Source organism: Streptomyces sp. MJM8645, from assembly GCF_001625365.1.
Lineage (GTDB): Bacteria > Actinomycetota > Actinomycetes > Streptomycetales > Streptomycetaceae > Kitasatospora.
In genome coordinates this window covers 734,332-747,370 of record NZ_LJJF01000002.1, presented here as the reverse complement: position 1 = coordinate 747,370, position 13,039 = coordinate 734,332, and the positions used below count along the sequence as shown (strand labels likewise).

Here is a 13,039-nt window from a genome sequence, read left to right as displayed (position 1 = left end):
GCCTCTGGACCGCCGCCCCCTGTAGAGGAGAGCACAGTGGCGCAGAGCAAGGCAGCCCTCGATCTCATTCCTTCGTGGAGCCGCGTTCCGAGGGTTGACGTCGTCCCGGACCGGGATCCGGAGGCGGTGCGGGATCCGGAGGCGGTGGGGCTGCCGGTGGTCCAAGGGGCGGTGGCGGTGCCGGCGTGGATCGGGCTGGGCCCGGGGGCCGTGGAGGCCGCCGGTATGACGGGGGCGGCGGGCCGGGTGCTGCTGGTGCCCCGGGAGGACGGGCCGGACGTCGTGCTCTATGGGACGGGGCCGGAGGGTGCGGCAGGTCCGGATGTGCTGAGGGACGCCGGGGCGGCCGTGGCGCTCGCGGTGCCGGGCCGTTCGCGGCTGGCCGTCGTGGTGCCGTCCGGGGCGGGTGCGACGCCGGCGGAGGCGGCGCAGGCGTTGGTGGAGGGGGTGCTGCTGGCCCGTTACGGCTTCGATCCGCTCAAGCGCGAGCCGTCCGGCACGGCGCTGGAGGCCGTCACGGTCGTGGCGGGTTCGGGTTCGGACTCGGGTTCGGGCTCGCGCGAGGCCGTCGAGCGGGGCGTCGAACGCGGGGTGTGGCTGGCCCGCGCGACGATGCTGGCCCGGGACCTGGCCAGCGCGCCGCCCAGCCTGCTGACCGCGCCGGACCTGGCCGAGGTCGCGGTGCGGCTCGGTGCGCAGTGCGGTCTGAAGGTGGAGGTGTTCGGGCAGCGGGAGCTGGAGGAGTTGGGCTGCGGCGGCCTGCTGGGCGTGAACCGGGGCGGCGTGGACGAAGCCCGCATGATCAAGATCACCTACCTGCCCTCCGGCGCCGGTGACGGGACGCCCCGGCTGGCCCTGGTGGGCAAGGGCATCACGTACGACTCCGGCGGCATCAGCCTCAAGCCCGCCGACGCCGTGCACGCGACGATGAAGAACGACATGTCCGGTGCCGGCGCGATCCTGGCGGCCCTGTGCGTCCTGGCCGGGCTCGGCTGCCGGACGGCCGTGACGGGCTACCTGATGTGCACGGACAACATGCCCTCGGGTTCGGCGCTCAAGCTGGGCGACGTGCTGTGGATGCGCGGCGGTACGAGCGTGGAGGTGGTCAACGCCGACGCGGAGGGCCGCCTGGTCATGGCGGACGCGCTGGTCCTGGCCGGCGAGGAGCCGGGGGACGCGATCGTGGACATCGCCACCCTGACCGGCGCGTGTCTGCGGGCGCTCGGCGCCGAGACCGCGGGCGTGTTCGGCAACGCCCAGCCGCTGGTCGACCAGGTCCTGGACGCCGCCGCCCGCACCGGCGAGCCGGCCTGGCAGCTGCCGCTGTCGCGGCGTTACCGGCCGGAGCTGGACTCGGACGTGGCGGACCTGAAGAACATGGGCGGCCCCAACGGCGGGGCGATCCATGCCGCGCTGTTCCTGGAGGAGTTCGTCGCCGGCCGCCCCTGGGCGCACATCGACATCGCCGGGCCGGCCCAGAACGACAAGCCGAGCGGCTGGCGCACCAAGGGCTGCACCGGTTTCGGCGCACGCCTGCTCGCCGAGCTCGCGCTGGCCTTCACCCCTCCGTCGACGGCCGCGCGCACCGACTCCACCCGCTCGATCAGTGAGGAGGCCGGCCGGTGAACGCCCTCGCCCACGCCCAGGCCGACGGCCCGCAGGACAAGAGCGCCACCGCCTCCGGGAACGGAAAGTCCGGCGGCGGGTCGGGGCGCGTCCTGGACGCCATCGAGAAGATCGGGAACAAGGTCCCGCACCCGGCCATCATCTTCCTGCTGCTGTGCGTCCTGGTGATCGTGCTCTCGGCGATCCTGTCCGCGTTCGACGTCCACGTCACCAGCGAGACGGTCAAGTCCGTTCCCTACCCGGCCACGCAGGTCCACGAGGGCGGCACCGAGTACCCGGGCACCCACCTGCCGCCGGAGTCGGCGTACACCCACCGCTACGAGACCGTCATCGAGACGACGAAGGTCGAGAGCCTGCTGTCCGGCGACGGCGTCCGGTTCCTGTTCACCTCCGCGGCGCACAACTTCAACGACTTCGGCGTCGTCGCGGTCATCCTCGTCATCATGGTCGGCGTCGGGCTCGCGGAGGAGGCCGGACTGATCGCGGCCCTGATCCGACGCCTGGTCAGGATCTCGCCACCGGAGACCCTCACCGCGATCATCGTCTTCGCCGGCATCCTGTCCAGCATCGCCTCCGACGCCGGATACCTCGTCCTCATCCCGCTGGGAGCGGTCGCCTTCATCAGCGCCGGGCGCCACCCGCTCGCCGGGATCGCCGCGGCCTTCGGCGGGGTCAGCGCGGCCTTCAGCGTCAACCTGCTCATCGCCCCGATCGACGGCATCATGACGGAGATCACCAACCAGGCGATCAGGCTCGTCAACCCCGGCCAGTCCCTCAACCTGACCGCGAACTACTACTTCGCGATCGGCTCCACCCTGTTCCTCACCATCGTCATCACCTTCATCACCGAACGCATCATCGAACCCCGCCTGGGCCCTTGGCAGCCGCAGGACACCGACGCCGTCGCGGACGGCGAGGAGCCCTCCGTCGACGCGGCGGCGGAGGCCCGGGGGCTGCGCTACGCCGGCCTCTCGCTGATCGCGCTCGTGGTGGCCGTCACGCTGCTCGCGTTCATCCCCGGCGCGCCGCTGCGCAACCCGGAGACGGGGAGCCTGTTCGAGGACTCGCCGTTCATGGACGGCCTGATCGTCATCATCATGATCGCGTTCCTGGTGATGGGCCTGGCCTTCGGCGCGGGCGCGAAGACCCTGCGCGGCAGCGCCGCCGCGATGGACGCGATCACCAAGACCTTCGCCGGGCTCGGCGGCCTGATCTTCCTGCTGCTGATCATCGCCCAGTTCATCTCGTACTTCAATTACAGCAACATCGCCACGGTGGTCGCCGTGCAGCTCGCCGACCAGCTGGAGAGCGCGAACATCGGCGCGATCTGGCTCCTGATCGCCTTCATCCTGCTGACCTACGTCATCAATCTGATCATCCCCGGGATCATCCCCAAGTGGGCGATCTTCGCGCCGATCTTCGTTCCCCTGTTCATCCGCCTCGGCGTCGCGCCGCAGACCGTGCTGGCCGCCTACCGGGTCGGCGACTCCCCGACGAACGTCGTCACCCCGCTGATGGTCTACCTGCCGTTCATCGTCCTGCAGTGCCAGAGGTACCGGAAGCAGGCGGGTGTCGGCACCGTCATCTCGCTGATGACCCCCTACACGGTCATCGTGGCGGTGGCCTGGCTGCTGTTCTTCGTCGCGTGGTACGCCATCGGCATCCCGATGGGGCCGGGCGCACCCGTCAGCCAGTGAACCGGCGCCCGCCCCTCCCACCAGCGGGGTGAGACGGTGAGCGACGCCGTCCTCTGCCTGCTCGTGCTGGCCGTGGTCATCGCCCTGTTCGTGTGGAACCGGTTGCCCGTCGAGCTCGTCGCGCTCGGCTCCGCCCTGCTGCTGCCGGCCGTCGGGCTGCTGCCCGCCGACCGGGTCTTCGCCGGGTTCGGCGATCCGGTGGTCGCCCTCATCGCCGCCCTCTTCGTGGTCAGCACCGCCCTGCAGGCCACGGGCGTCACGACCTGGGCAGGCCGGGCACTGGCGGCGCTCGCCGGCACCGGCGAGCGCCGCCTGCTCGTCCTCACCATGCTCGCGTCCGCCCTGCTCACGGCCCTGATCACGGTCAACGGAGCCGTCGCGGCCCTGCTGCCGATGACCGTGCTGCTCGCCGTCCGCCACCGTCTGCCCGTCTCCAGGCTCGCGATGCCGCTGGCCTTCGCCGCACACGCCGGCTCGCTGCTGCTCCTCATCGGGTCACCCATCAACGTGATCGTCTCCGAGAGCGCGGCAGCGGCCGGCGCCCGGCCCTTCGGGTTCTTCGAGTTCGCGGTGGTGGGACTCCCGGTGCTGGCCGGCACCGTCGCCATCTGCGCGCTCCTCGGACGGGCCCTGCTGCCCGCCCGCACACCCGACGCCCTCCCGGCCGACCTGAGCCGGCACGCCCGCACCTTGATCGACCACTACGCGCTGACCCGCGACTCGGCCGCCCGGCAGGTCCCGCAGGGCTCGGACGCGATCGGCGCGTCGGTCGAGCAGCTCGCCGCCACGGCCCAGGACGGGGTGCTGGTGCTCGGAGCCATGACCGCCGACGGCCATGACCCACGGGGCACCGGGCCCCTCTCCGCCGGGGACATCGTCATCCTCCGGGGCACCCCGGCCGCCATCGACGGTTTCAGCGACCGCCACCGGCTGGAACCCCTGCCCCCGCCGCTGGACGACCACCTCGCGAGCGTCCTCCTGGACCAGCACACGGGCCTGCTCGAACTCGTCGTCAGCCCGCGTTCCTCCTTCGCGGGCATGACCGCCTTCGCCGGTATGACCGACAGCACCGGCGACCTGGCCGTCCTCGCCGTGCACCGCCAGGACCGACCCGTAGGACCCCAGCCCCTGACGCTCGCTCCGGGCGACCACCTGCTGCTCCGCGGCCGGTGGGACGAACTCGAGCGTGCCGGCGCCCGCCCCGGTGTGCTGGCCGTCGACCAGCCCTCCGGCATCCGCGGCCAGGCCGCCCCGCCAGGGGGCGCCGCCGTGCGCGCCCTCGCCGTGCTCGGCGGCATGATCGCTCTGCTCGCCTCCGGCGCCACACCGCCGGCCGTCGCCGCGACCCTCTCGGCGCTGCTCCTGGTCGCCCTGGGCGTGGTGCGCGTCGACCAGGCCTACGGCGGCATCTCCTGGACCGCCCTGGTCATCGTCGGAGGCATGTTCCCGCTCTCCGAGGCCATGAAATCCTCCGGAGCGGCGGAGAAGGTCGCCCACCTCGTCGTCACCGCGGCCTCCGGCAACGGCCGGCTGCTGCTGCTCGCGGTGTTCGTCCTCACCGCCGTACTGGGCCAGTTCATCAGCAACATGGCGACCGCGCTGATCGTCGCCCCGATCGCCGTCAACGCCGCCCGCGACGCCGGGGTCTCCGTCCTGCCCGTCCTGATGTGCGTCGCGGTCCCCGCCGCGGCGGCCCTGCTCACGCCGGTGGCCACCGCCGCGAACCTCATGGTCATGAGCCCCGGCGGCTACCGGTTCGGTGACTACTGGCGGCTCGGCCTGCCGGTCCTGGTCTGGTACCTCGTCGTCGCCACGACCGTCGTTCCCCTGGTCTGGCCGCTGTGAACGGAGCCGGCCGCCGTGATCGGGCTTGTGGACGGTTACTCGGCCGAGGTGTCGCTCCGGTCTGTGGACGGCCTGCGGACCAGGCCCGCGGGGTCGACGAAGCGCACCGTCGTCCGGGCCTGGAGGCCGGCGGCGCAGTCGGCCAGCAGCCTGCGGGCGATCGGGCGCACGGCGGTGACGTGGGAGAGGTCGACCGTGACCAGCGGCCGGGGCTGGTCGCGGGCCAGGCGGCGGACGCAGTGGACGATCTCCTCGGCGGCCGCGAAACCGAGGTCGCCCAGCAGCTCCAGGTGGTGCGCGCCGTGGTCGGTGCGCACCGCCTGGAGCGGTGAGCGGGCACGCTCGGTGTGCCGCAGGACGTGCAGGCCCAGCTCGGCGGACAGCTCGCGCAGGACGGCGCTCGCGCGGACGCTGTTGCCCTGAGGGTCCAGCGGGGGGCTGAACACGCCGACGCCGAACTGGCCGGGGCTCACGGCGCAGACCCCTCCGCCGACACCGCTCTTGGCCGGCAGGCCGACCCTCAGCATCCATTCGCCGCTGTGGTCGTACATGCCGCAGGTGGCCATGACCGACAGCGTGGCGCCCGCCGCGTCGGCGTCCACGACGCGGCGCCCGGTCACCGGGTTGCGCCCGCCGTTGGCCAGGGTGGCGCCCATGACGGCCAGGTCGACGGCGGTGACCTCGATCGCGCACTGGCGGAAGTACACGTCGCAGGCCTGCTGGGCCGGGCGCTCCAGCACGCCCTGGGAGAGCGTGAGGTAGGCCAGCGCCCGGTTGCGGTCCCCGGTGGCGGCCTCGGACCGGTAGACGTCCTCGTCGACCGTCAGCCGGCGGCCGGCGAAGCCCGACAGGGTGTCGCGGATCCGTTCGAACGCGGCCTCGCCGTCGCCGCCGATCAGCGCGGTCGTCACGATCGCCCCGGCGTTGATCAGCGGGTTCGCCGGGCGCCCGGTGCCCGCCTCCAGGCTGATCGCGTTGAACGGCTCCCCGCTCGGCTCGAACCCGACCCTCCTGGCCACCTCCGTCAGGCCCAGCTCCGACAGTGCCAGCGAGTACACGAACGGCTTCGAGACCGACTGGATGGTGAAGGCGGCCGACGCGTCACCGGCCTGGTAGGCGTGGCCCTGGACGCTGACCATGGCGAGGCCGAAGGCGTGCGGGTCGGCGCGGGCGAGTTCGGGGATGTAGCGGGCGACGTCACCGGCGGTATCGGCGCGGTGCCGTTCGACGAGTTCGGCGAGCACCGCCGTCACGGGCTCCATCAGTGGACCACGGCGGCGCGGCGCGCGGGCCCGGTCGGGCCCTGCCCCCGTGCGGGGGCCGCCCGGCGGAGGGGATTCACGGGGTGAGGAAGCGTTGCTTGGCCGCCGTGAACTCGTCGTCGGTCAGCATCCCGCTCTGCCGCAGTTCGACGAGGCGTTCGAGCTGGGCGAGCGTCTGGTCGTTCGGCGCGGCGGCCGGTGCGGCCTGAGGTGCGGGTGCGGGTGCGGGTGCGGGTGCGGGCGCTGGCGGAGGCTCCGGCGGTGGCGCGGTGGCCTGCTGGTGCCGGGCGGCGACCCTGCTCGACACGGACGTGGCGGTCCCGGCGATGACGGCGGTGCGGGCGGCGGTGCCGATGAGCCCCGGGCGCCCGCCGCGCGACAGACGGCGGCCGATCATGACAGCCTCCTTCTCGGAGTCCGGCTCCCCTTTGGGAGTCCGATCTTTCAGAGTCCGATCGCGGCGAGGTCGGCCGCCACCACGGTGTGCGGCACGTGCTCGCGCGTGACGAGGATCCCGTCCGCGTCGTCGAGTGCCCGTAGCAGCGGCGCGGCCCAGCGGTGCTCCCAGACGATGATCGCCGCGGAGCACCCCGCCGGGATCTCGTCACAGATGCTGGCCAGGTCCTCGTCGCTCAGCAGGCCCATGATCTCGCCGTCCAGCTCGGCGAACACGGCCGCCTCGTCGCTGTCCAGGGCATCGAGTTCGAGGACGCGGACCGCGCCCTGCTCGTCCCTCTTGATGAAGGTGAGGTCGAGGATGCGGATGATCCCCTCGGAGGTCAGGCGCTTGAGCTCCGGCAGGATCGCCCCCCGGAACCGGTTGCCCGGGAAGGCCATGACGGCGTACTCGACCGGCCCGACGTCCATGGCGTCACGCCCCTTCCGCATCGCGTCCCGCCCCTGCCTTCATCCTCCGCCGAGCCCGGCGCCGCCGCGACCGCATGGACGGCTCACCCGTACTGATGACGTACTGAGGGCGTGCTGTTGACGAGTGGAACCGGATCGCCGGGGGCCGCGCCACCGCCCCCGGCGATCCGCCGCACCGCCGGGACCTGCGGAAAGCCGCTGCGGACGGGTGAGCGCAGGCGGCCCGCCGAGGCGTGTGCGAGGAGCGGAAACGGGCGCCCGGCCGCGACGGGGAGCGGTACCGTCGGGCGGGTGACCCGACCGGCCGAAGAACCCTGCGACCGGACCTGCCGCGCACCCGCCGCGGCCGTGTGAGGAGGAGTCCTGTGTCATCGCCTTGTGACCCCCGATACGCCGCCGTCGGCGATGTGAGCACCGCGCTCATGATGATCGACTCCCGGCTCAAGGCCGTCTACGACGGTAAGACCGGGACGGACCCCGAACAGCAGCGGCTGGTCGACGAGTTCGCCGCATCCGTGGGCCCCGACGAGTTCAACGCGCTGCTGGACGGCGCGTGCACGCTCATCTACCTGTTCATGAACTGGCTGCGGTCGGCCTGCGAGGAGCACGACAAGGACGTCATCGAGCACGTGGTGCCCACCCTCGTGGCCACGATGCGCATGATGCCCAGGACCTTCCGCCCCGAGGTCATCCCCACCATGGCCGGCCTGGTGATCGCCGCGGGCAGCGGTCTGAGCCCCAACCTGTGGCGCGCGCAGTACGGACCCTGGACCGGCGCCGAGATGAACCCCCTGGAAGCCACGGCCACCCTGCTCGCGGAGCACGTCAACCGGGTCTCCGGCGACGACCACGACTTCGCCACCCGCCTGATCACCGACGCCCTGTCCAAGCTGGACCAGGGCTGAGGCGCGGCGCGCTGCGCCACCGCGTGCCCTCGACCGCGGGGTCGAGGGCCGGTCATCCGGTGATCGCGGAGAGCCTCCGTCGCGGTGTCACGACTGTTCCCCCGCCCGCAGTTCGGTGGCGATCTGGCGCCGGCCGGTGACCAGCGTCTCCAGCACCACCCCGAGGCCGACCAGCAGGGCCAGGCCCGCGGTGGGCAGCAGCACCGGCATCAGCGCGGGGGCGACGAGCTCCCCGACCCTGGCGCCGACCAGGGTCGAGATATCGAACGCGCCGCCCAGCAGGGCGACCGCCGCCACCGCGACCAGCCCGCCGCCGACGGCGGCCGCCAGGGTCTGCGGCAGCGCCTCGGCGACGATCAGCGCCAGCCCCTGGCGGGGCCGCAGGCCCATGGTGCGCAGCCGGGCGAGCACGGCCGTGCGGTCGGGCGCGGCCCGGAAGAGCGTCAGCAGCACGGCGAGCAGGGCGAACCCGGCGCCGGCGGCACCCGAGTACCAGAACAGCCGCCCGGCGGCGTGCTGCAGCGGGTCGCCGCCGAGCGCGGCGGCGGTCTCCCGGCTGCTGTGCACCGTGTACCCCGCGGGCAGGCCGCCGACGGCCTTGCCGACGGCCGCGGCGTCGTCCGCGATCATCTTGGCCAGGCCGGTCGGCTGGACCCCGCCGTTGTCCCGCAGCGCCGCCCTGACCGCTTCGGGGTCGACCTCGCCGACGGCGAACCACTCGTTCACCCGCTTGGCGTCCGGCAGCCGCTCCCAGGCGGGGCCGGCGGGAACGACGGCGAACGGCTTGCCCGGGTCCGGCAGGGCGGGGGTGGCGCCGACGGTCCCGGCGACGGCGAGGCGCAGGTCGTTGCCGTTGGGCGTGCGCACCTGGGACGACCCTGCGGCCAGGCGCTCGGCCAGGTCGCGGCTGACCAGCGCGGGCACCGGGGTGTCCCGGCCGCCCGCCGCCCCGGCCAGCTTCGCCGGGTCGAACCCGCCGACCCCGAGGGTCCGGGCGATCTCGGCGTACGCCGCCGGATCGACCACCATCACCAGGTAGGCCTCGGTGTAGCGCTGGTCGGCGCCGACGATGCGGGCGTTGGGCTCGACCCAGGCCGCGGTCGAGGCCCGGACGCCGGGCAGGGCGTCGGCGGCCTTGGTGAACGACTCGGACAGGGTGGCGTAGCCCGGGAGGGAGACGCCGATGTCCCCGCCCGTGGCGATGCGCGCGGCGCGGGTCCGCGAGTGATCGACGGTGTCGAGCACGGTGGCGCCGAAGCCGGTCGTGGTGACGGCGATCACCAGGGCGAGCAGTGGCAGCGCGGAGGGCCGGCGGCGGCCCGAGCTGTCGCGGGCGGCGCGGGCCAGGCCGAGGAAGCCGATCAGGCCGCGGCCCCGGCCGGCGAGGGCGGCGAGCCAGCCGACCAGCACCGGCTCGACCCTGGCCAGCAGCAGCCCGCCGGTGACGGCGAGCAGGAGCGGGGCGGCGACCAGCAGCGGATCCAGTCCGGCGCCGGTGCCGACGCCCCGGCGTCGGACCTCCGCCACGGCCACGGCGGTGACCGCCAGGACGGCGAGTTCGCCGACCAGTCGGCGTCGGCCGCCGACCGCCCGCCGGCGTGCCCGCCGCAGGGCCGCACGGGCCGGGAAGGCCAGCAGCGCGATCAGGGTCGCGGCCAGGGCTGCCAGCACCGAGCGGTCCCACCGGGGGGTGGGCAGCAGCACCAGGGCGAGGGCCGTTGCGAGCACGGCGGCCGGCAGGACGGTGACCGCACCCTCGCCGACCAGCCGTCGCAGCACCCCGGCACGGGAGCCGCCGCGGGCCTGGAGCAGCCCGATCTCGGCGGTGCGCCGGTCGGTGGTGAGGGCGGCGGCCAGGAACAGCACCACGGTGGCGACGCCCGCCACGCCGGCCGGGCCGATCGCGCTGAGCGGCAGCGAGGCCTGGTAGCGGTCGTCCGCCCGGCTGAGGATGCCGGGAAGGCCCGAGGTGGTGTGCAGGTCGGGACGCCGGGTCGCGTCGGCCAGGGCGGTGGCGTCGTGCCCGGTCAGGAGGGAGCTGAGGATGCCGCGGGTGCGGTCGAACCGGTCGGCGTGCAGTGAGGCGGTGTCGACGGGCAGCCGCCAGAAGTTCTCGGCGTTCGAACCCCAGCGGGCCATCGCGGGCAGGCTGTCGCCGTCGACGAATCCGCTGGTCATCCAGTGCTCGTGCTCGGGGTCGGTCCTCAGACAGGCGCGGGCCGGGCAGCCGAGGTCCTCCCAGAACGGGTCCTGGGGGTCGTTGACCTGGTAGAGGCCGACCACCACGGTGGTCCGCTTGGCGCCCGAACCGTCGGCGCCGTTGTCGATGACGTCACCGAGCTTGATGTGGATGCTCTCGGCGGCCTTCTTGCTGACCACGATCGGCAGCGGACCGCCGGCGGCGGCGGGGGTCGGCCAGGTGCCGTCGGTGAGGGTGGCCCGGGCGGCCAGGTCGTGCAGGTAGAGCAGGCCGAGGACCGGGTCGGTCCTCTTCTCCGCGAACCGGACGTACTCCGGATTGCCCATGCCGCGGTCGCCCAGGGCGCGGGCGCCGTAGGCCTGGCCCGACTGGGTCAGCGTCAGCTGCCGACCGACCATCTCGGTGAGCTGCTGCTGCACCCGGTCGAGTGTGGCGGCCTTGTCGTCGTCCCGCGTCTTGGACGTGGTCTGCAGGCTGGTCTGGTTGAGGCCCTTCTGACTGACGAAGTCCTGGAGCGCGGTGTCCGCGCCCCGGTCCGCGATGCGGGGGAAGGCCGCCGCCAGGAAGACGGCGACGAACGCCAGGGCCGCCATGAGCAGCGCGGCCAGCGGGTTCGCCCGCAGCCTGGTGCGGACCCATCGCGCGGGGCGGTGGGCGGTGCCGGGCGCGGGCGAAGGGGTGGGCACGGTGGTGCCGGTCTGGGCGGTCACATCTCCTCCACGTGGCGCAGCCGGGTGGCCACGTCCCGACGGCGGCGTCCGGTGGGGAAGGCCGACAGCAGCGGGGCGGCAGCCGCCAGCGGCCGTCGCCCGCGCGGTCGGCGTACGACGAAGCCGAGCATCACGTTCTCCCCCCGGTCGCGTTCCGGCCCCACCCATTGCTCCGATCCAGGCACATCTCGGCCATGGACGGACACCTCGCGGGCGTGCCGGCGCAGTGATCACCGACATGCGGTCGCCGGATAGCGGACGATGCTGTCAGATTCGCTCCGGGAACGGAAGGGATTTGCGCGAATCAAGTAAGCAAGGAACAAATGCCATGCACACTTCACAATTCCGGTATCGCCGCACCCCTTTGACCAGGGGAAATCCCTTTCCCGAATTTTCCGCTCGGGATTGTGAACCGGCGAGCCGCTGCATCCGTTGGCCTAGGCCGTCGCCGGCCCGGTGGTGGCCGTGGCCGAACTCGTTCCGGAGGAGATTCGATAACGATGTTCTGCCGCATTGTCCGAGAAATCCGGGGTTTCGGTCGGAAAGCGCGGACATTCGAGATCACCGGCCACCACCGGCGGACAGGGGCCTATAAGACGAGGGGGTCCGGATCCTTGGCCGCCGGATGCTCCTCCGGGGCCGTGGTGCTCAGCGCGCGGGCCTCGCGGTCGAGGGCCAGGTGGAGGCCGACGGCCAGCATGGGGATCGCGGCCAGCACGAACGCCCACTGTATGTCCCAGCCGACCAGCAGGCCCATGGCCGCGATGGAGAGCGGTTCCAGCGTGGCCCGGGGCAGTTCCATCACGCTGCTGACCCGGCCCAGCACGTCCGTCGGGGTCCTGGTCTGGATGAACGTCGGCAGCGCGACGTCGCTGGAGTACGCGACGCCGATCCCCAGCAGGGTGAGCACCACCGCCGCGCTCCACACGCTGGGAAGGAAGCCCAGCAGCACGAAGGCGGTCCCCTCGCAGAGCGTCATCCCGATGATGAGCAGTCCCCAGCGGCGCGGCAGCCCGGTGAAGACCGCGCCGATGGTGCCGATCAGCTGCCCCAGCCCCCAGGCGGACAGCAGGACGCCCAGCGCGAGTGAGCCCTGGGGGAAGGTCTTGGCCAGCGCGGGCAGCCCCACGCTGAAGAGGCCGCTGTAGCTGAGGGCCGCCGCGCCGATCAGCAGGAGGACGGTGCGGATCTCCCGGCTGCGTCCGGCGTAGCGGAGCCCTTCGACGATCTCCCGGCGGATCGCCGTGAACGACTTGGCGCCCTCGTCGGCCTCGCCCGCCTGGTCGGAGGACTGGTCGGAAGTCTGGTCGCCCGCCTGGTCGGCCGGTTGTCTGCGGGGCGCGCCGAAGACCGTCAGGGCGGCGAAGAAGAAGGTGAAGGCGTTGAGCAGGATGGTGGTCGACGTCCCCACCGCGGCCACGAGGGCGCCGCCCAGGATCGGCCCCAGCAGCCGGGCCCCCTGCTCTCCGAAGCCGACGAGCGCGTTGCCCCGGGCGAGGTGCTCGGGCGGCAGGAGGGAGGGGATGATGCTGCCGGCCGCCGGCCAGAAGAACGCTTCGGCGACGCCGGTGAGCGCGCCGAGGGCATAGAGGTGCCACGTGCTCACGTGGTCGGTCAGGGCGATCAGCCCCAGCGTGGCGACGGCGAGCCCCCGGAGCGTGTGGGAGCAGAACATGACGGCGCGCGGGGAGAGCCGGTCGGTCACCGCGCCGCCCACCAGCATCAGCACGCCCCGGGGGACGGCCTGGACGAGCAGGATCGTGGCCAGCGTGGTCGTCGATCCGGTCTCGTTCAGGATCAGCCAGATGAAGGCGACCTCGAAGCTGTAGTCCCCCACCAGGGAGACGGTCTCGCCCAGCCACACCCGCCGGAAGGGCCGGTGTTTCAGTGGCTGTCGCACCTTGTCGAGCATCGACTACCTCTCTGC

General features: G+C 73.0%; 10 protein-coding genes. 4 read left to right on the top strand and 6 right to left on the bottom strand.

Features of this window, described 5'->3' with window-relative positions; genetic code table 11:
- The first annotated feature begins 36 nt into the window (after positions 1–36).
- From A6F73_RS33950 to A6F73_RS33940, 3 genes are read left to right on the top strand one after another with little or no spacing between them, the layout of a single operon-like run.
- Positions 37–1,626, top strand: coding sequence for a leucyl aminopeptidase (locus tag A6F73_RS33950; protein ID WP_063352201.1), 1,590 nt, complete (start codon positions 37–39; stop codon positions 1,624–1,626).
- Positions 1,623–3,323, top strand: a complete 1,701-nt coding sequence (locus tag A6F73_RS33945) for an AbgT family transporter (protein WP_079136500.1) — start codon at positions 1,623–1,625, stop codon at positions 3,321–3,323. Before A6F73_RS33950 ends, A6F73_RS33945 begins: the two co-directional genes overlap by 4 nt.
- Before the next feature lie 36 nt (positions 3,324–3,359).
- Positions 3,360–5,168 carry an SLC13 family permease gene (locus A6F73_RS33940; protein ID WP_063352200.1) on the top strand — a complete coding sequence of 603 codons (1,809 nt, stop codon included), beginning with the start codon at positions 3,360–3,362 and terminating at the stop codon, positions 5,166–5,168.
- A 35-nt stretch (positions 5,169–5,203) separates the two neighbouring features.
- Here A6F73_RS33940 and glsA read toward each other — a convergent pair whose 3' ends face one another.
- From glsA to A6F73_RS33925, 3 genes are all read right to left on the bottom strand, one after another.
- Positions 5,204–6,430: a glutaminase A gene (glsA, locus tag A6F73_RS33935; protein WP_063352199.1), complete on the bottom strand. Its 1,227-nt coding sequence runs from the start codon at positions 6,428–6,430 to the stop codon at positions 5,204–5,206.
- A 76-nt stretch (positions 6,431–6,506) separates the two neighbouring features.
- A complete protein-coding gene (locus A6F73_RS33930) occupies positions 6,507–6,827 on the bottom strand; it encodes an SHOCT domain-containing protein (RefSeq protein ID WP_208869240.1) in 321 nt (106 codons plus the stop codon).
- Between the two features lie 47 nt (positions 6,828–6,874).
- Positions 6,875–7,297 (bottom strand): DUF6325 family protein, encoded by a 423-nt coding sequence (locus A6F73_RS33925; protein WP_063352198.1) that lies wholly within the window; start codon positions 7,295–7,297, stop codon positions 6,875–6,877.
- Positions 7,298–7,662: 365 nt separating this feature from the next.
- Between A6F73_RS33925 and A6F73_RS33920 the strand changes: the two genes are divergently transcribed.
- Positions 7,663–8,202 (top strand): hypothetical protein, encoded by a 540-nt coding sequence (locus A6F73_RS33920; protein ID WP_063352197.1) that lies wholly within the window; start codon positions 7,663–7,665, stop codon positions 8,200–8,202.
- A gap of 87 nt (positions 8,203–8,289) precedes the next feature.
- On the opposite strand, the gene A6F73_RS33915 is transcribed toward A6F73_RS33920, so the two are convergent.
- From A6F73_RS33915 to A6F73_RS33910, 3 genes are all read right to left on the bottom strand, one after another.
- Positions 8,290–11,112, bottom strand: a complete 2,823-nt coding sequence (locus tag A6F73_RS33915) for a hypothetical protein (RefSeq protein ID WP_063352196.1) — start codon at positions 11,110–11,112, stop codon at positions 8,290–8,292.
- A complete protein-coding gene (locus tag A6F73_RS41935; RefSeq protein ID WP_159398684.1) occupies positions 11,109–11,276 on the bottom strand; it encodes a hypothetical protein in 168 nt (55 codons plus the stop codon). Before A6F73_RS41935 ends, A6F73_RS33915 begins: the two co-directional genes overlap by 4 nt.
- A gap of 425 nt (positions 11,277–11,701) precedes the next feature.
- Positions 11,702–13,012, bottom strand: a complete 1,311-nt coding sequence (locus A6F73_RS33910) for an MFS transporter (RefSeq protein ID WP_208869239.1) — start codon at positions 13,010–13,012, stop codon at positions 11,702–11,704.
- Positions 13,013–13,039 lie beyond the last annotated feature (27 nt).

Bases quoted from the DNA above. Each gene is read 5' to 3' on its own strand.
- glsA (WP_063352199.1), bottom strand. From the start codon at position 6,430: ATGGAGCCCGTGACGGCGGTGCTCGCCGAACTCGTCGAACGGCACCGC.
- A6F73_RS33925 (WP_063352198.1), bottom strand. From the start codon at position 7,297: ATGGACGTCGGGCCGGTCGAGTACGCCGTCATGGCCTTCCCGGGCAAC.
- A6F73_RS33930 (WP_208869240.1), bottom strand. From the start codon at position 6,827: ATGATCGGCCGCCGTCTGTCGCGCGGCGGGCGCCCGGGGCTCATCGGC.